General features: G+C 64.4%; 21 protein-coding genes. All 21 read left to right on the top strand.

The genetic code is table 11. The annotated features are described in order from the left end of the window. Nucleotides 1-12: 12 nt before the first annotated feature. The 21 genes from IMZ29_RS05625 (at nt 13) to IMZ29_RS05530 (ending at nt 16937) form a co-directional block, all read left to right on the top strand. The gene (locus IMZ29_RS05625; protein WP_033972344.1) at nt 13-573 is read left to right on the top strand and encodes a DUF2857 domain-containing protein; all 561 of its coding nucleotides are present in this window, start codon (nt 13-15) and stop codon (nt 571-573) included. A 3-nt stretch (nt 574-576) separates the two neighbouring features. Beyond that, complete coding sequence (locus IMZ29_RS05620) at nt 577-1803, top strand: STY4528 family pathogenicity island replication protein (protein WP_033972345.1); 1227 nt, start codon at nt 577-579, stop codon at nt 1801-1803. 318 nt (nt 1804-2121) lie between these two features. Continuing rightward, on the top strand, nt 2122-2901 hold the full coding sequence (locus IMZ29_RS05615) for a PFL_4669 family integrating conjugative element protein (protein ID WP_033972347.1): 780 nt from the start codon (nt 2122-2124) through the stop codon (nt 2899-2901). Further along, nucleotides 2898-3425 carry a DUF3158 family protein gene (locus IMZ29_RS05610; RefSeq protein WP_009459718.1) on the top strand — a complete coding sequence of 176 codons (528 nt, stop codon included), beginning with the start codon at nt 2898-2900 and terminating at the stop codon, nt 3423-3425. Before IMZ29_RS05615 ends, IMZ29_RS05610 begins: the two co-directional genes overlap by 4 nt. A 72-nt stretch (nt 3426-3497) precedes the next feature. After that, on the top strand, nt 3498-3938 hold the full coding sequence (locus IMZ29_RS05605) for a single-stranded DNA-binding protein (RefSeq protein ID WP_024008204.1): 441 nt from the start codon (nt 3498-3500) through the stop codon (nt 3936-3938). Nucleotides 3939-4218: 280 nt separating this feature from the next. Then, nucleotides 4219-6231 (top strand): DNA topoisomerase III, encoded by a 2013-nt coding sequence (locus tag IMZ29_RS05600; protein ID WP_033972349.1) that lies wholly within the window; start codon nt 4219-4221, stop codon nt 6229-6231. Nucleotides 6232-6750: 519 nt separating this feature from the next. Further along, on the top strand, nt 6751-8358 hold the full coding sequence (locus tag IMZ29_RS05595; RefSeq protein ID WP_033972351.1) for a DNA cytosine methyltransferase: 1608 nt from the start codon (nt 6751-6753) through the stop codon (nt 8356-8358). Nucleotides 8359-8600: 242 nt separating this feature from the next. Continuing rightward, nucleotides 8601-9158, top strand: coding sequence for a hypothetical protein (locus IMZ29_RS05590; protein ID WP_023103929.1), 558 nt, complete (start codon nt 8601-8603; stop codon nt 9156-9158). 330 nt (nt 9159-9488) lie between these two features. After that, nucleotides 9489-9701, top strand: coding sequence for a hypothetical protein (locus IMZ29_RS05585; RefSeq protein ID WP_003290186.1), 213 nt, complete (start codon nt 9489-9491; stop codon nt 9699-9701). Nucleotides 9702-9722: 21 nt separating this feature from the next. Next, nucleotides 9723-10115 carry a hypothetical protein gene (locus tag IMZ29_RS05580; RefSeq protein WP_023103928.1) on the top strand — a complete coding sequence of 131 codons (393 nt, stop codon included), beginning with the start codon at nt 9723-9725 and terminating at the stop codon, nt 10113-10115. 172 nt (nt 10116-10287) lie between these two features. Next, nucleotides 10288-10536 (top strand): GNAT family protein, encoded by a 249-nt coding sequence (locus tag IMZ29_RS23480; RefSeq protein WP_426789285.1) that lies wholly within the window; start codon nt 10288-10290, stop codon nt 10534-10536. Further along, nucleotides 10461-10919: a hypothetical protein gene (locus IMZ29_RS05575; protein WP_426789286.1), complete on the top strand. Its 459-nt coding sequence runs from the start codon at nt 10461-10463 to the stop codon at nt 10917-10919. Before IMZ29_RS23480 ends, IMZ29_RS05575 begins: the two co-directional genes overlap by 76 nt. Nucleotides 10920-10999: 80 nt before the next feature. Beyond that, nucleotides 11000-11737 carry a DUF5983 family protein gene (locus tag IMZ29_RS05570; protein ID WP_017512403.1) on the top strand — a complete coding sequence of 246 codons (738 nt, stop codon included), beginning with the start codon at nt 11000-11002 and terminating at the stop codon, nt 11735-11737. A 97-nt stretch (nt 11738-11834) separates the two neighbouring features. Next, complete coding sequence (locus IMZ29_RS05565) at nt 11835-12113, top strand: hypothetical protein (RefSeq protein ID WP_033972353.1); 279 nt, start codon at nt 11835-11837, stop codon at nt 12111-12113. Between the two features lie 288 nt (nt 12114-12401). After that, entirely contained in the window at nt 12402-13214 is an 813-nt protein-coding gene (locus IMZ29_RS05560) for a hypothetical protein (protein WP_033972355.1), read from the top strand. A 125-nt stretch (nt 13215-13339) separates the two neighbouring features. Continuing rightward, complete coding sequence (locus IMZ29_RS05555) at nt 13340-13693, top strand: DUF3085 domain-containing protein (RefSeq protein ID WP_009459699.1); 354 nt, start codon at nt 13340-13342, stop codon at nt 13691-13693. Nucleotides 13694-14061: 368 nt separating this feature from the next. Continuing rightward, complete coding sequence (locus tag IMZ29_RS05550) at nt 14062-14964, top strand: DUF3577 domain-containing protein (RefSeq protein WP_033972358.1); 903 nt, start codon at nt 14062-14064, stop codon at nt 14962-14964. Nucleotides 14965-15059: 95 nt separating this feature from the next. After that, entirely contained in the window at nt 15060-15710 is a 651-nt protein-coding gene (locus IMZ29_RS05545; protein ID WP_216181668.1) for a DUF3275 family protein, read from the top strand. A gap of 95 nt (nt 15711-15805) precedes the next feature. Then, entirely contained in the window at nt 15806-16147 is a 342-nt protein-coding gene (locus IMZ29_RS05540) for a hypothetical protein (protein ID WP_033972400.1), read from the top strand. A gap of 105 nt (nt 16148-16252) precedes the next feature. Then, nucleotides 16253-16660 (top strand): hypothetical protein, encoded by a 408-nt coding sequence (locus IMZ29_RS05535; RefSeq protein ID WP_033972362.1) that lies wholly within the window; start codon nt 16253-16255, stop codon nt 16658-16660. A 16-nt stretch (nt 16661-16676) separates the two neighbouring features. Next, the gene (locus IMZ29_RS05530) at nt 16677-16937 is read left to right on the top strand and encodes a hypothetical protein (RefSeq protein ID WP_033972363.1); all 261 of its coding nucleotides are present in this window, start codon (nt 16677-16679) and stop codon (nt 16935-16937) included. Nucleotides 16938-16942: the final 5 nt, after the last annotated feature.

Below are 16942 nucleotides of genomic sequence, written 5' to 3'. Positions count from 1 at the left end.
AGGGAGGCCAGCATGTCCGCACCACACCCACTCAACCAGGCCGTCATCGCCCAGGCCCTCTATGACCTGCGCAATGGGCAACTGCGCCGGTGCAAACTGATGGGGTTTGGTGAGGAAGAACTGGACGCCCTCAAGCATCCCGCGCTGATCAGCGTGCTCGCCAACGCCAACGTCTCCTGGTGCTCGGTGACGGTGAACCGCGAAGTGCTCCGGCGACTACTCAAGCAGGCGCAGGACGTGGAGAAGGAAATCGCCACGGTCGATCGCATGCTCAGGCTGGGTGCGAGCACCGAGATGGTCAGTCGGTTCTATGGCCTGACCCACCAGGAGGTGGCGCTTCGCCGCGAAATCCTCGGCCTGCCCAAGCGCAAGGGCCGCCACCCCGTGCTGGACGAGAAACAGGACACGGATCTGTGGCGGCAATGGAAGGCCGTGACCGGCAGCAGGAATGTCGATCTCGAAGACGAAACCTCCATTCTCGACGCCGCCATGGACTTGGCCGAAGCCATGTCGCTGCCTCTGTCGGTGGTCTGGGCCTCGATCAAGAGCTGGGTCGATCAAGGATTGGGTTGAGCCATGGCCGTGGACGACACCGCACCACGCCGTGGCCCCGTCGCACTCGCGGACCTGTTCGACGCCGCCTTGAAAGACCTCGTGCCCAAGCCCAGTGCGCCAGCACCTATGCCTGCGCCGACGCCCGCCACGTCCGGCGATGCCTTCCTCTTCAGCGGCAACCGGCATGAGACCGTGCCGCGGCGACTGTTCCTCGACCGTCGCCTGACGCCGCTGGAGCGCAACGCCTGGCAGGTGTTCCGGCTGATGCTCAACGACGATGGCGTGACAGCCTTCCCGACGTATGAGCAGCTTCGACCCTGGCTGGCATCGATGCCATGCGCCGGGCAGGCCTCGCATGAAACCGTGGCCCGAGCGTTGACGCTGTTGCGCCTCACCCGATGGTTGAGCCTGGTGCGGCGACGGCGTGACCCCAAGACCGGCCGCATCCTCGGCAACCTCTACGTTCTGCACGATGAACCGCTGACGCCCTTCGAGGCCATGCAGCTCGACGCCGACTACCTGGCACTGGTCAGCCAGTCCCTCGGCCATTCGGCCAAGGCCGTCCAGATGGTCGGCCTGAACACCCTTAAGGAGATCGCGGAAGATCCGCTGCTCTCCGGGCGCACATTGCCGTCGCGGCTGCAGGTTCTGGCAGAACGCCTCGCCAGCCAAGGCATCACGGCCGCCGCAAGTTATCCACAGGAGGACGCCGCCCACGATTCCGAAGAAGGAGCATCGAGCCTTCTTCGGAATGCGGATGACCCATCTTCGGAATCCGAAGCAGGGGCGAAACCCGTGCTAAACGCCTCTCTTCGGAATCCGAAGATGGCCCGTATAGTACGTAGTAGTCGTATTAATGAAGTACGTACTACCGCGCAGGCGCGCGCGCTGGGCGATCTGCAATGGCCCAAGCGCTTCACGGAACTGAAGGCAGAGCAGCAGACAGGTGCCAGGGTGGCATTGCAGCAGGTTGATGCCGCGCTGAGACAGGCCGTGCTGGACGAATGGGCCACACGATGCAGCAGTCATGGCATCCGCAATCCTGCGGGGTATCTGTTCGGCATCATTCAGCGCGCCATCCATGGCGAGTTCAATGCCTGGGCCAAGAAAGACGCGCCATCGGCATCCGTCCCGCCAAACGAGCGACCACCACCAGCACCGCCACCTCAGCCGCAGGGTAAGCCAGTGCCGCCAGAAGTCGCCAAGCAGCACATCGAGCGGCTACGCAATCTGCTCGCCAGCAAGTGAGTCGGCATGCAAGGCGGTGAAACTAGATGCCCATGGCCGCCAGTAGAGCTATCCCCTGGGGATAGTTCCGCTGCTGGGCACAACGCCAAGCTGTCGCAGGCCTGGGATCGACCATCTGCCGCAGCATCGGCGTTGCCCCCCCTGATCCCGGCGTGCAGCGTTCGTTGGCGCTCCATGGAGCTATCCCCTGGGGATAGCTCGCGCCGCATGCAACCGCCACGCCCTAAACCGGGGCCCGCCGGGATTCGGATTCTTGACTGACTGCCTTCCGCTTCCTGTCGAAGCTGGCCGCTCCTTTTCCAACAACGAGCGGACACCATGGCAACCAATGAACCTCTGCAACTGAATCTCGGCTCCCTGCGCAGTGCGATGTCGCTGACCCTGCACACCCATCACGCTTCCCGCATCTGGCATGGTCGCGCCGCCGCCGAGGGGCGACCGGGCATCGTCGGCCTGAATGGCTATATCGCCCAGATGAACAAGATGCGGCGGGGCTCGGAGCAGGACGATCCGTACTCGGACTGGTGGATGCTGCGCATCGAGGACAAGCTCGACCACACCAAGGTCACGCTGCAATCGCTGCGCGAGCAGGTGGACCAGGCGCTGGCGAGTGTGCCGCCGGCGCTCAGCCTGGGCGAAAACCTGAACGTGCAGCCGGTCAAGCTCCCGCTCTTCGTCAACGCGCAGCTCGGCTTTGCCGCGGTCTATCTCCTGGCCGACTACGACGACATCGCCCGCAAGCTGATCCTCGCCCATCACACCGCGCTCATTGACCGCATCACCTTGGAACGCTGGCTCAACGAGGGCGCACATTCACTGCGCAGCCTGTTCTCGCTGGCCCAGCAGTATCGCTATTCGGGCTGCACACGCGATGACTTCGCGTCGAAGAATGCCGCAGCGCGGGCAGCGCTGGAGAAGTATGGCGAACTGCCGCAGGACGTGCTGGAAGGCACGCGCCGGTCGAAGTTTGCGCCGCCCATCGTGCGCCGTGGCCTGCAGCAGCGCGGCGACGGTCCTGCCGAAGCATCACTGCCCGGCGATGAAACCACCACCGCAGAGTCGCCCGAAGCCGCAGCCGGCGAGGACGAGCCGGCATGAGCGATCCGAACCCACCGACCCGCTACTTCCGAGGCCTGCAACAGGGTGCCTTCATGCGGCTGGAACACGCGGCCTATCTAAAAGGCCTTTTAAAGCCTTTTAAGGGTAAAGGGGACTTCGAGGCCTGGGCCAGCCAGTGCTTCGCCATGCGCGACGAGTTGATTGCCCTGGCACAGCGACAGGTGCTGGAGCAGGCATGCGGGCACCCCTTCCACCTGCTGCCCATCGAACTGGCCCAACAGACCACTGGCGCAGGAACCGTCTTCTTGCGCTGGCGCAGACACGACAGATCGGCCATGGGCGTGGCGCTGTGGCGGGAGCTGGTCGCCAGCAGCAGCACACCCGTCAACCTGCTGGCCGACCTGCACGCGATCGAGCTGCAGCGCATCACGTTGAACATGCAGATCAGCCTGCTGCACACCCTGGGCAGGCAGGCGCAGGAATGCGCCAGCAAGGCGGCCGAGGCGGACGACGCCTACCTGCGCCGGCTCACGCCCATTCCCGCCGCAATGCGCGATCGGTGATTGCGCCGGGCATCCAGCACGCTCCCGGCGCCGACGAGGCACGGGTATTTCAACCACCACGGAGATCACACCATGAGCACGCATTTTTCCGGCGAAGGCAACATCGGTTCGCCACCGGAGTACCGCGAATTCCCCAACGGCAACGACGAACCCAGCCGCCTGCTACGCCTGAACGTCTATTTCGACAACCCTGTGCCGAAGAAGGATGGCACGTTCGAGGACCGGGGCGGCTTCTGGGCGCCGGTGGAAATCTGGCACCGCGACGCCGAGCACTGGAAGGACCTGTACCAGAAAGGCATGCGCGTGCTGGTCGTCGGCCGCATGGAGCGCGAACCTTGGACGGACAACGAGGATCAGCCGCGCGAAACCTGGCAAATCAATGCGCGCAGCGTCGGCATCCTGCCGTACCGCATCGAGTCCGTGGCCCTCAGTCCGAAGCCGCAGGAGGCAGAACCGAAGCCCCAGGCCGCTCAAGAATCGACCGCGCCGAAGGAGGCGAAGCGCAGGAAGTGAACCGGCATGGAGGGCGGCGGCCGCAATGCTTCGCCGCCCTCCATGCGCTCGCGAGCTATCCCCAGGGGATAGCTCCACCAACGTCCACCGACTTCCACGCGCTCCCGCAAATCGCGGCTTCCGGTCCGCACACCTGCGGCCACGCGCCACCCCGCCCAAGCCATTCCATTCCGTGAAAGCGGTCGCCGCTGCATGCGGCTTGTTTGCTGCTGCCCCAGGTGGCGCTCGGCATCCTCGATTCCAGCAACTCCATGAACAACGGGAATCGGGATGGACGGACATGCGGCTGTTCTTGTGCGAGAAGCCCTCCCAGGGCAAAGACATTGGCCGGATTCTCGGTGCCACGCAGCGCGGTGAAGGCTGCCTCAACGGTTCCGGCGTCACCGTCACCTGGTGCATCGGCCATCTCGTGGAAGCCGCAGCGCCCGAAGCCTACGACGAGCAGTTGAAGCGCTGGTCCATCGAGCAGTTGCCCATCATTCCCCAGCATTGGCGGGTCGAGGTCAAACCGAAAACCGCCACGCAGTTCAAGGTCGTCAAGGCGCTTCTGGCGAAGGCGACCCAGCTTGTCATCGCTACCGATGCCGACCGCGAGGGCGAGTTGATCGCGCGCGAGATCATCGACCTGTGCGGCTACCGCGGCCCCATCGAGCGGCTGTGGCTGTCGGCGCTCAACGACGCATCCATTCGCGCCGCACTCGGCAAGCTCCGGCCATCGGCCGAGACCTTGCCGATGTACTACTCGGCGCTGGCGCGCTCTCGGGCGGACTGGCTCGTCGGCATGAACCTCAGCCGGTTGTTCACGGTGCTGGGGCGGCAGGCCGGCTACGACGGCGTGCTGTCGGTCGGTCGCGTCCAGACCCCGACGCTCAAACTGGTCGTGGACCGGGATCGCGAGATCGCAGCCTTCGTGTCCGTGCCGTACTGGGCCATCGACGTGTCCCTGTCCGCTGGCAGCCAGGCTTTCACCGCGCAGTGGGTTCCCCCGAAAGCATGCACCGACGACGCCGGCCGCTGCCTGCAGCAGCCCATCGCGCAGCACGCCGCGCAGCAGATCCGCGCCGCGGACAGCGCCCAGGTGGTGGCGGTCGAAACCGAGCGCGTGCGGGAAGGCCCGCCGCTGCCGTTCGACCTGGGGACCTTGCAGGAGGTGTGTTCCAGGCAGCTTGGGCTCGATGTGCAGGAGACCTTAGACATTGCTCAGGCCCTATACGAGACGCACAAGGCCACGACGTACCCGCGCTCCGATTCGGGCTACCTGCCCGAAAGCATGTTCGCCGAGGTGCCAACGGTCCTCGACAGCCTGGTCAAGACCGATCCCTTGCTGCGACCGATCATGGACCAGCTCGACCGCACTCAACGCTCACGCGCCTGGAACGACGCGAAGGTGTCTGCTCACCACGGCATCATCCCGACGCTCGAACCGGCGAACCTCTCGACCATGAGTGAGAAGGAACTGGCAGTGTATCGGCTGATCCGGGCGCATTACCTGGCGCAATTCCTTCCTCACCACGAGTTCGACCGCACTGTGGCGAACCTCTCCTGCGGCCAGCAGACGCTGGCGGCCACCGGCAAGCAGGTCGTCGTCAAGGGGTGGCGCCTGGTGCTGGCCGAACCGCAATCCGAGGAGGATGGCGACCCTGCGGCGCGCAGCCAGGTACTGCCCGCGCTGCGCGAGGGCCTGGCATGTCAGGTGGCCGACGTCGATCTGAAGGCGCTCAAGACGCTGCCCCCTCGGCCCTATACGCAGGGCGAGTTGGTCAAGTCCATGAAGGGCGTCGCCAAACTGGTCTCGGACCCGCGCCTGAAACAGAAGCTCAAGGATACGGTCGGCATCGGCACCGAAGCGACGCGGGCCAACATCATCAGTGGCCTGCTGACGCGGGGCTACCTCATGAAGAAGGGCCGCGCCATCCGCGCCTCGGATGCGGCCTTCACCCTGATCGACGCGGTGCCCACAGCGATTGCCGACCCAGGGACAACCGCCGTCTGGGAACAGGCGCTGGACATGATCGAAGCTGGACAGCTCACGCTGGACGTATTCATCGGCAAGCAGGCTGCATGGATCTCACAGTTGATCGCGCAGTACGGCAGCACGTCCCTGTCCATCAAGGTTCCCCACGGACCGCCTTGCCCACAGTGCGGCGCACCGACGCGCCAGCGCACCGGCAAGAGCGGCCCATTCTGGTCGTGCAGTCGCTACCCCGACTGCAAAGGCACGCTGCCGGTCGAATCCGGCACGTCCAAGCGTGGTGCCTCGCGCCCGCGCCGCAGCGGCCGCAAAGGCTCCTGACCGACCCCGTTCCCCGTGAGCCGTGCCCGCCATCGGCGGCGCGGCCTGTGTTCCGCACGCCCTGCGGGACGCCCAGCGCGCAACGCCTTCTTGTCCGTGTGCGCGTCCCGCTTGGTCATCCCCGGCCGCGGGACCTGAAGGTAGCTTCTCCGCGAACCGCCTCCTGCGCGTTCTGCTGATCTGCATTTCTCCCGCCTCTGCGAAGGGTCCCCCGGTGGCTTGCCAAGCTGCGCGAGCCACCCGGAGACCCTTCGTGGTCAGCGGTATTCGGTGCCGGTGCCCGCCGGCGCAAAAACGGGCTCCCTTTGTGCGCGGATGTGCGCCAGACGATGCCGGCGCGAACCACGACATGCGCCGGGTGTGATTGCTGATGAGCAGACGGTTCTAGCGACGACCGGGCCTGCACCAGCCCACGGGTGGTTCTGTCCTCCCGAGCCGAAGGCCGCAGGGCCTTCGGCGCCTTTCTCCTGCCTATCAACGTCCCGGCCCGCCCCGGGCCACACGAACAGGAGACCCGACATGAACCCGCAACCTTGCACCCTTCGCGGTGCACCCCAGGCCGCGCCACTGCTGTACGGCAGCGTGTGCAGCGGCATCGAGGCCGTGAGCCTCGCATGGCAACCCCTCGGCCTCAAAGCCGCGTGGTTCGCCGAGATCGAGCCGTTCCCGAGCGCCGTGCTCGCCCACCGTTACCCCCATGTGCCCAACCTGGGCGACATGACCGCGATCGCCCGTCAGGTGCGCGCCGGCACCGTGCCGGCGCCCGACATCCTGGTCGGCGGCACGCCGTGCCAGTCGTTCAGCGTTGCCGGCGCGCGCCAGGGGCTGAACGACCCGCGCGGCGCCTTGACCCTTGCCTATGTGGAGCTTGCAAATGCCATCGACCAAACCCGCCACCAAGACCGCCGCCCGCCGGCAACGCTCGTCTGGGAAAACGTCCCCGGCGTCCTCAACGACCGCAGCAATGCCTTCGGGCATTTCCTGGGAGCACTGGCCGGAGAAAGCCGTGCGCTCCAGCCGCCAGGGGAAAAATGGGCGCACGCTGGTTGTGTGTCTGGACCCCGCCGCCGCATCGCCTGGCGCGTGCTCGACGCTCAATATTTCGGTGTCGCCCAACGCCGCAAGCGCGTGTTTCTTGTGGCATGTGGTGGTGATGACCTCGATCCCTCCGAAGTACTTTTTGAGCGCACAGGCCTGCGCGGGGATTCTTCTGCGGGCCGTGCGCCGTGGCAAGAAGCTGCCCGCGCTGCTGGACCGGGTGCTGCAGCAGCAGGCGGATACGCAGGATTCGCTGGACTGAACCAGCCCTACGGCAAGGTCACGACGACGTTCGGATTCAGCGGCGGCATTGGCCCCGTCGATGTTGCGGCATGCCTGATGGCCGCGGGTCCCAAGCACGACATCCGCACCGAGACGTTCATGGTGCAGTCCATCGCCGGCAGCATCGCCCACACCCTCGACACCGCCAACAACGGCAAGGGCAGCAGCGAGGACGGTACGGGAAAGGGCGTGCCGATCATCGCCTTCACCGCCCAGGGCAGCGGCGCGGACGCCACGATCGAACTGACGCCGACGCTGCGTGCCGGCGGGCATCGCAACAGCCATGCGAACGCAGGCGTCGTGCCCGCCATCGCCTTCGCGCAGAACAACCGCGGCGAAGTGCGCTTCGAGTCGGGCCATGGACAGGTGTCTTGCACCGTCCTGTCCAACGGCAAGCCGGGCTACGGTGTGCCGATGGTGGCCTGCGTTGCCCTGCGGGGACGGACGCAGGGTCTTGCCGCCGAACTGGGCGGAAGCGTTGCGGCGGCGTTGCGTACCAGCGGCGGCGGCGCAGACAAGCCCCATGTCCTGGCCCCCGACTTCGAGGCACATTTCCGCTACGACTGGAATGAATCCGGTGCAGCGGACTGGTCGCAATGGCGGGTGCGGCGGCTGATGCCCATGGAGTGCGAGCGGCTGCAGGGCATGCCCGACGACTACACGCTGATCCCCTATCGCGGCAAGCCTGCCGCAGACGCTCCGCGCTACAAGGCGATTGGCAACTCCATGGCCGTCCCGTGCATGGCTTGGCTGGGCAACCGGCTGGTGCAGTGCCTGCACAAGACGGACTCGACCGCTTCGGATTGATCGACGACGCAGCCTGCCGGCCGCGCCATTCTCCCCCTGCATTGCCGATGTATCGGCAGCAGCCCGCAGCCAGGGTGTCAAGGCTGCCGTGGGTTCCGCCCACGCCACCCACCAGTTCGCTTCGGCATCTCACCGGCGAACGCTGCCCACCGGGGCACCGATGCCTCCTTTCTCCAACCCACGGGATGGTCGCCACGTCCCGTCAGGGGCATGTCGCCACCCGGTCGATTTCAGGACTTCCCATGGACACCATCACCAAGCAAGACCGCATCACGCTGAAGAACCTCAAGGTCGCCGACTTCGCCAGCGAGGAAACGCTGTGCTTCACCGCGACCATCGTGTTCGACGGCACTCCCATCGCCGAGGCCCGCAACGACGGGCATGGCGGCTCGACATTCCTCCGCGCGCTCAATGGCAAGACGACGCTGCTGGCTCAGGCCGAAGCCTTTGCCAAGGGCTTGCCGCCTGCGCCGCTCGATCTAGGTCAGGAGGGTGAAGACCCTCATTACATCGACATGACGCTCGACTTCCTGGTCGATGAACTGGCCGATGCCATGCACGCGGAGCGCAAGGTGCGAGCCGCCTTCAACCGCGACATCGGCAACAAGGTGCTGTTCATCAAGGACGGCAAACTGCTGTTCATCAAAGGCATCAAGCTCAAGGCTATCGCCGACCGCAAGGCGTACTTCGCGTCGCTGCGCACCAGGCAGGCCCAGCCCATCGTCATCCTCGCCGAGCTTCCGCCCGAGCGGGCATTCGACCTGTGGAAGCAGCATGTCCTGGGCGACAAGCCCGATTGACCCAGCGCCACCGCACCCTCCTGACAGCCCCGTACTCGATGCGGGGCTTTTCTTTTCCGGTGCTCATCAATCGGGGCTGGGCCGAATGCCGTTTTCCAACTGACGCGACGCAGCCCTCGCACGAAGCTGCCTGCATGTTCGCTGATTCGTCAGCACATGCCAGCAGCCAGGGTTCCAGGCTGCCGCGGGTCTCTCCCGCGTCACCCACCAGTCCGCATCGCATCAATTCTGCGGATGAGCGTCCCCGTGACGCTGATGCTTTTTATCAACCGCGTGCGGGAGCTGCCATCCCGTGAGGGACAAGGCCCCGCTTTTCCAAGGAGCCCGTCCATGTCCCAGCAAGCCTCTTTCGGCCAGTTGGCCCTGACCTACTGCGGCAAGTTCCTGCCGCTCGAAGTCTTGCAAAGCGCCGCCGGCCACTACATCGGCACGCGCGATACCGAAGGTCCCGTTTCGCGGGAATCCCGCGAGTACTTCCGCAGCTATGCCGCGGCTCAACGCGCCCTCGAAAGAGGCGGCTGGTCCCAGCTCGCCATTCCCTGATCCAACTGGAGAAATCACGTCATGAACCAGCTACTGCCGCGGGAAGTCGTCGATCAGATCATGCGGGAAGAGCAGCATTTCGCTGCCGCGCCCCAAGCCTTCTTCGAGGCCTGGAAGCGCGGTGTCGAGATTGCTGGTCCCGAGTGGTTCGGCGACGGCACCCGTGAAGGCCTGAACCAGGCCAACACCAAGTGGGATTTGCGTCCCGACATGCTGCGGCTCAACGATGCCCTCGGCGTCCTGAGCAGCGGCGAACGCATGTTCCTGTCCGCCATGGTCAGCTTCTACAACGCGCGCGAGGGCGGTGCCATGCTCAAGCGCTGCCGCTTCCACGGGCTGTCGGACTTCGACGGTCTCGATCTGGAACGCCGCAAGGTCATCGCCGACCTGCTGGTGAACTACAGCGGTTGGTGAGCCGGTCTCCGGCACGCCACTGTCCTCTCGCCCCCCCGTGAGGGACATGCGCCCATAAGGCCATGTCCCTCAATTTTTCTTCCCCATCGCCCGACGCCAACGGCCTTGGGCTATTCCCTGCGGATGCCATCGTCCGCATGGGCTGGCTCCGCTCTTCTCGAAAGGAGCCAGCATGGCAAACAACTACTACGAAGGCACGGGCGTTCTCGTGCTCAACCGCGTTACTCCCGTCATCAAGGCACTGTTCGGTGCTTTCGCGCTCGACGAAAACCATCCCGGCAATGGGCAGGCCTACATCGCCCAGATCGCCGAAACCAATGATCCACGCTGGACAGATGTGCTGAGTTGTCGATTCCGCCTCTGCTTGAACGGCTGGCCGCGCACTTCCGTGCTGACCAGGACGGGGAGCGGGAGAACCTGATCGAGCACCACCAATTCGAGGACAGCGCCGACCTGGAAGCCCTGCTTCTGATCGCTACCCGCTTCGATGACGGCCATAACCTGACCGCCATCCAGTTTGAGGGCTGCTGGTATTGCAGCAAGCCAAGGCTATTCGAGTTCGGCGGCAACGGCTGCTACCTGAGCCGCGAGGTCCAGGTCTTCAGAACGTCCTCGCAGGCGCTTCAACTCGGCGATCAACTGCGCAACACCATCCTGGCCGCCGACATCGAAGAGGCCTCAGCGTTGATCGCGCTGGAGGCCGCCAACCTGCTTGCCGGCATCACCGATGAGCAATTTCGCCTAAATGTGCGCCATCGCATCGCCGAACGGCTGGTTCAGACGCCAACGATCAGCGCCGACTGACGCATTTTCCACTTTCAACCCACCGGGTCCAATTCCCGGTGGCGGGGATTGGCCCCATTATTCAAATCTGGAGAGTTCCCATGTCCCAGAAACCCAATCCCTTTCTCCGCGGCTACTGGAATCTAAAAATCGTCCGCACGCTGTGCATCGGCTACGACGACGGAAGCCCGCATGTCTGGCGAATCATCCACGCGAGTCAAAAGCACTTTTCCGACGAGGAACTGATTTCATCCTCGTGCATCGTCACCAGCGATTTCGCCGTGGTCAGGAATGGTCCCGAACCCGTGAGTGCCGAGGTGCTGGCCGAATGCGATACCGCAGAAGGTGTCAGCGGCGAAGGTGTAATCGGTGCCGTGGTCTATGCCATCCATGGCGACGACTTCGACGGTCGCCCCATCCACGTCGGCGACGCCTATTCGGCAGAGGCAGCGCGGGAAGTCGTACAGCGCCTGAGTTTCGAGACCGGCTACTACAGCCGGTGCTGGGAAATCAGCAGCGCACACATCAGCCAAGAAACCGGCCAATACCTCGCCAACCTGGCAGACCTCGCTACGCCGGAGGCATTCCTGTTCATCGCGTTCCGGGTTCCGTACAGCCCGGCGATCGGCATCAAGCTGATCTCCACCCCCTGGACGGACAAGAACCTGGACCACGCCGAGGGCATCAGTGCGGAGCAGCTTCGCCAGGAGCACCGAAGCAAGGGTATGCCGGATGACCTGGCGAACGTCATTGAACTGGCTGGCCAGGCCGACGTGCGCATCCTGATTCTCGACGCCGACGCACCCGTGCTGTTGGGCCTGCCGTTGGCCGAATCCTAGCAGCCGCTCGACGCAACATCCTTCCTCTTTGTTCTCCCCCATACCGGCCCGTCTCCCTCCCGGAGCCGGGCTGGTCCATTTTCATAGGAGCAACCTCATGTTCCCCGACCTCATCTCGCGCACGCCAGACTTCGAGCACCAGCTCGGCGCCTGCGTCAATGCCATGGGCCAGGACGACGCCATCGGCCAGATCCTGGTATTCGAGCGCATGAGCGGCACGCTGCACATGCGCCATATCGCCAGCGCCGACCTGGTGGACACCGACATTGACGACTACGAAATGGTCGTCTTCGACGGTGGCAACACCAGCGGCGATACATGGAAGCATGTCTTCTTCCCACATCAGCGCGAGCACTACTTCGTGTACGAAGCCTGACCCAACCAAGCCCCTTTCGAGGGGCTTTTTCTTGTCCGCAGCGCAGGAAAGCGGGTGCGACGCTGTGCGATTTCTTGCAAGCAGGCCGCCCATTCCAGAGCCATCCTTGCTCCATGTTCGTCGGCGTTGCCGACACATGCCCTGGCAGCCGAGACCTTCAAGGCTGCAAGTGCGGGAAACCGTGCTGGTCGTTTCTTTCTATGGACGTACCCCGTCCGTTCACGCCACCCACAAGGGACCTCTCCCTTGCGGGCGGGGAATCCCTTGTTCTTCCTCAAGGAGATTCCCATGGACCGTTCCCTCATCAAATCCATGATGCCTTCGCTTGTCGCGGGCCATGTCCCTCGTAACGTGCGTTCGTTCAAATACCGCGTATTCGATGATCAGCCGCAGTCCTCGACGTTGGGCTTCGCCATCGACCCTCAGCCCTTCAACGGCAAGGTAGTCTCCGCGACCGACGATGCCATCGTCGTCAAGCTCAAGCCTTCCGAGTTCGCCGTGCTCGATCCCAACCTGGTGACCACCGTTCCCAGCGAGGGCGCCAAGGTCCATGTCCAACCCTACGCCCGGCGACGTTTCGACGGGCTGCGCGCGGACACCCCGGAAGTCGTCACCGAGAAGACTTCGGATGGCACGCCTTACACCATCACGAGGCATATCCTTGGCAAAGCACCCGCCAAGCTGCCCATTCCCGAGCCGCAGTGCATGGAGCTGGGCCAACTCATCGAGCAGTTGGAGGAGATGCCCGCGCCCGACGGGTTCCGGTGCATCACCCACATGCTGGTCGATGCAGGTGCCCGCGACTTCGCCTGGGTCGATCCCAAGCCCTCCAAGATCATCGAGACCCCGCCGGCGATCAGCTTCACGGTCTCAACCACCAAGTTCGAGGGTCAGGTGACGATCCTCTACGACCGTGGCGGCGACACCTACGTGGTGGAGCTGCACCGCGACGGTGAGTTGATCGATAGGCACGACGGGGTGTATTTCGACATGCTCGGTGAAGTGCTGGAGCGGCTCATCGACGACGGGCGCTGGCGCCTGATCGACGTGAGCATGATCGACGCCAAAGCCTCTCGGCAACGTCAGGCGATTCCAGCCTGACGTGCCAGACAGGAAGCCTAGCGGCACGACTGATCAGTCCACAGCCTATCGGCGACTGCCCCACAAGCCTTCCATCCGTTTCGGTGGAGGGCTTTTTTTCTTCATCCATACAGGAGATTTCAACCATGTCACTGCGATTCAGAGGCTCCGACCTGCGCCCCGTGCTTGCCGAGGCCATCGCCAACCAATGCCGCGTCGCCCTGGCCAAGGACCAGGGCGTGTACTTCCTCGCCGAGCGCGGAGAGCGCCGCCCCGATGGCCGCGTGAAGCTGCTGGCCTATGCCGTCGGCTGCAACCCGGATACCGACCCGTTCGATGACTGGTGGGAACTGGCACGCGCCGAGCTTGGCGGCGACGACTTCGGCGAGTTCTTCGACCCGAAAGACAGCGTTTTCACTCGCATTCTGCAAAGCTCAGATGATCTGGAGCTGTCCGCCACCGCTACGTATCTGTCACTGGCGGCGGTGGAATCGGCGTAGTCCAAAAATGTCCGCATACCCCTTGAAGCCCCCATTTCGGGGGCTTTCTTTTGGGCGGAACTGGGCAGCCTGGAAAAAATGGGAAGCGCCCGGATGCCGATTGATTGCTGTCGCGCGCGCGAGGCCCGGCCATGCTGACCCCATGCCTGCTGACGTTGTCAGCGACATGCCGGGCAACCATCGGTCTTCGAGGTTGCGTCGCAGTTCCCACTGCGTGACCGAGCCAGCTCGCACCGCATCCATCCGCGAGCGGCCACCAGTCTCTGGTGGCGGATGCTTTCGCCTTATCGACCCACCGCGGGGTTACGCACCTTTCCCCGCATGCGTGGGGCTGGTGTGTCTCCGCTTCTTCCCTATGGAGATTCACCATGAACACCACGTCCAACGAGAAATCGTATTTCGACCTCCACACCTCGGGCATCGGCTATATCCAGCGTGTCCGTGAAGTGCCTGTCCGGGGCGGCCGCCGTGCGCAGCCTTTCCTGGCATGCACCGTTGCCGCGCTGGTCGGCCCCGCCAGGGACCCCAGCTACCGCTACTTCGACGTCAAGGTCTCGGGTGCCGAGGCCAAGAACCTCGTCCAGCGCTACATCGGCGTTGACGATCCCAAGCAGCGCCCGCTGGTGCGCTTCCGCCTCGGCGACCTGTGGGGCGATGCGTACATCCGCGACAAGGGCGAGCGCAAGGGTGAAGCCGCCGCGTCTCTCAAGGCGCGACTGCTCAAGGCCGAGCCGCTTGACCGGGCCGAACTGGCTTCCATCAAGCAGCACGAGCTGATCACCCGCGGCATCGGCTACCTTAGCCGTCCGAAGGACGTCACCCCCAAGGATGGCGATCCGTTCCTGTCGTGCTGCGTCGCGGCTCTGGCCGGGCCTGTCGGTGAACCGGACTATCGGTACTTCGACACCATCGTCGCCACCCCTGAAGCCGAGCACCTGGTTCGCCGGTGCGTGCAGGCCATCGAAGGGGACCGCAAGGTGCTGATCGCCTTCAAGTTGAACGACATGAAGATCGATCCGTACATCCGCACCAAGGGTGAGCGCGCCGGGGAGCCGGGAGCGAGCCTGGAATCGACGCTGATCCACATCGGTCTGATCAAGATCGACGGCACGCAGGTCTATCCGACGAACCAGGCGCAGGCCGAGGACGCACCCGCGCCCGAAGCCGAGGACGCCGCCGACACCGCTGCCGACCAGCCTGTCAAGCCCGCCGAGCGCGAGCCCGCAGGTGAAGTCGAAGAGCAGGAGCCGGCATTGGCTGCTTCGTTCTGATCCGGCATGGCCCCTCACGGGGCCTTGCCTTTTTCCTATTCCTCAAGGAGAAGCATCATGCAGTCACATCGGCACCCGAGAAATCGGCCACGCCCATCATCGTCCCGGGCCAGCTCGCGCTGCGCACCATTCACGGCCGCAACGGAAAGTTCAATGTTGGCAAGCTCGAATGCCAACTCGGAAAATTCACGATTAAAGACGCGGAGTTGGAGCAATACCCCGAGGGCAAGTACCAAGGGGAGTTCGTTCTTCGCTACATCTTCCTCAAAGGCTATCCGATCAGCGACGGCAGCATGCGTTTCGAGATGCGCGCCAACCTGGACGGTATGACACTTTTCGGCATCGACAAGCTGAGCAAGGCCGAAGCACATAGCTTCGCCCCGCAGGAAGTCGATCCGCTCGATGAAGAGCAAGGGACGCAGCCTGTGGCAACGCCGGCCAAGCCCGCCAAGGCATCCAGGTCCGCCAAACCTGCACCCGTGCAGGCGTCCGCGGACCCGCTGGTCGATACCACGCCCTTCGGCGTGGACGCGCCGCCTGCTGCGGCTGCTGCCGCCGGCAGCACCGAGGATGGCGACGCCGCGCTGTTCGGCCTGTTGTGGCCGCTGGGCGAGTCCGTGAAGCTGGATTCGACCATCGACCGCCGCGCCCTGCGCGCGCAGATCGCCCGCCTGGGCGAACTGGGCTACGCGCTGGACTTCAAGACGCAGGAGTGGAGCCGCCAGGCCGAACTGCAACCTGCGTGATTGCGGACGCCGCATCCGCGGTGTTCTTCATCCACCCGCCGGGGTTCCTTCCCCATGCGGGGGGAGGCCTCGGCTTTCTTCTGGAGGTCTCCATCATGTCCACCATCGCTTGCGATACACCCCGTTCCGCGCTGGACGAAACCGCGTGGCGCGCCGTTTGCAAGACGGCCGCCGAGCATGCCCAACGTGGTTGCGGCCTGTCCTGGGATCACTGGGTCACGCTTTTCAGCTCGGAGATCGACGCGCAAGCCAGTCGGTTGCCGCATGACCAGCGCACTCAAGCGCTGGAAATCGCGACCCGGGAATGGGACTACGCAACACCTGCCGAACGGCAGGAAACCCAGGACTGGAATGCGGAGCATGGCTACTGCTCGCATGGGATCGAGTTCGGCTACTGCCCGGCCGGTTGTGATCGCGACGATGACGACTGGGACTGAGGGCAAAGCATAGGTTCCTTCGCCGCACACGCGGCATTTCCATCACCCGCTGGGGGTTCTTCCCCACGGGGAGGCCTCCGGCTTTACTTCTTCAGGAGGCCTCTCATGGGCTGGTATTTCTCACCTCAATCGCGGTCTGAACTGATCGCGGAACTGATCGCACAGCAGGAGACCGAGCGCGCCAGCGTGAAGGTCATCGCCCACACGCTGCGCGGCAACGTCCTCTGGTCCGTCGCGGAAGTGACGGCCAAGGCCGAAGGCGTGCATCGTGATCTCGCACCGGGCCAGTCCCTGCGCTACATCCGCTGCGATCTTCTGGAACGCAGCGGCAACCAGTGGGGCTACAAGCCGCTGGACGAGTCCATGCACCCGTACTACTACTCGTGCCCGTTGAGCTACCTCGACATGGCGCCGGAGCAGTCCGCCGACTGGCGTGCAGGCGTTCGCGCCTACCACGCGCGGCGTCGCACCCCCACGGCATCCACGGCACCCGCCGCGGCGCTGTTGGCCTGAGTCAGGAGGAACCGACATGGACCCGATCCTGGCTGCGCTCCCCGCCTCGCTGTTGAAGCTCGTTGAAGGCAGTTTGTCCAACGACGAACTTTCCTCCGACGAAGAAATGCTGGGGTACTTCATCGACAACGGCCTCACCGAGGAGCAGGCACGGCAGGCACTGACCTACCGCGACCAGTACCTCAACAACATCTACCTGGACGGCTTCACGCCGATCACCGCGGTGGACGAGGCGCTTCACTTCAACCCGCACACCCGGCAGTTCGAGCCGGACTGAGCGAT

This window comes from Verticiella alkaliphila (assembly GCF_018904615.1).
GTDB classification, from domain to species: domain Bacteria; phylum Pseudomonadota; class Gammaproteobacteria; order Burkholderiales; family Burkholderiaceae_B; genus Verticiella; species Verticiella alkaliphila.
The sequence above is the reverse complement of the archived record's forward strand: the minus strand, read 5'-3'. Positions and strand labels throughout refer to the sequence as shown.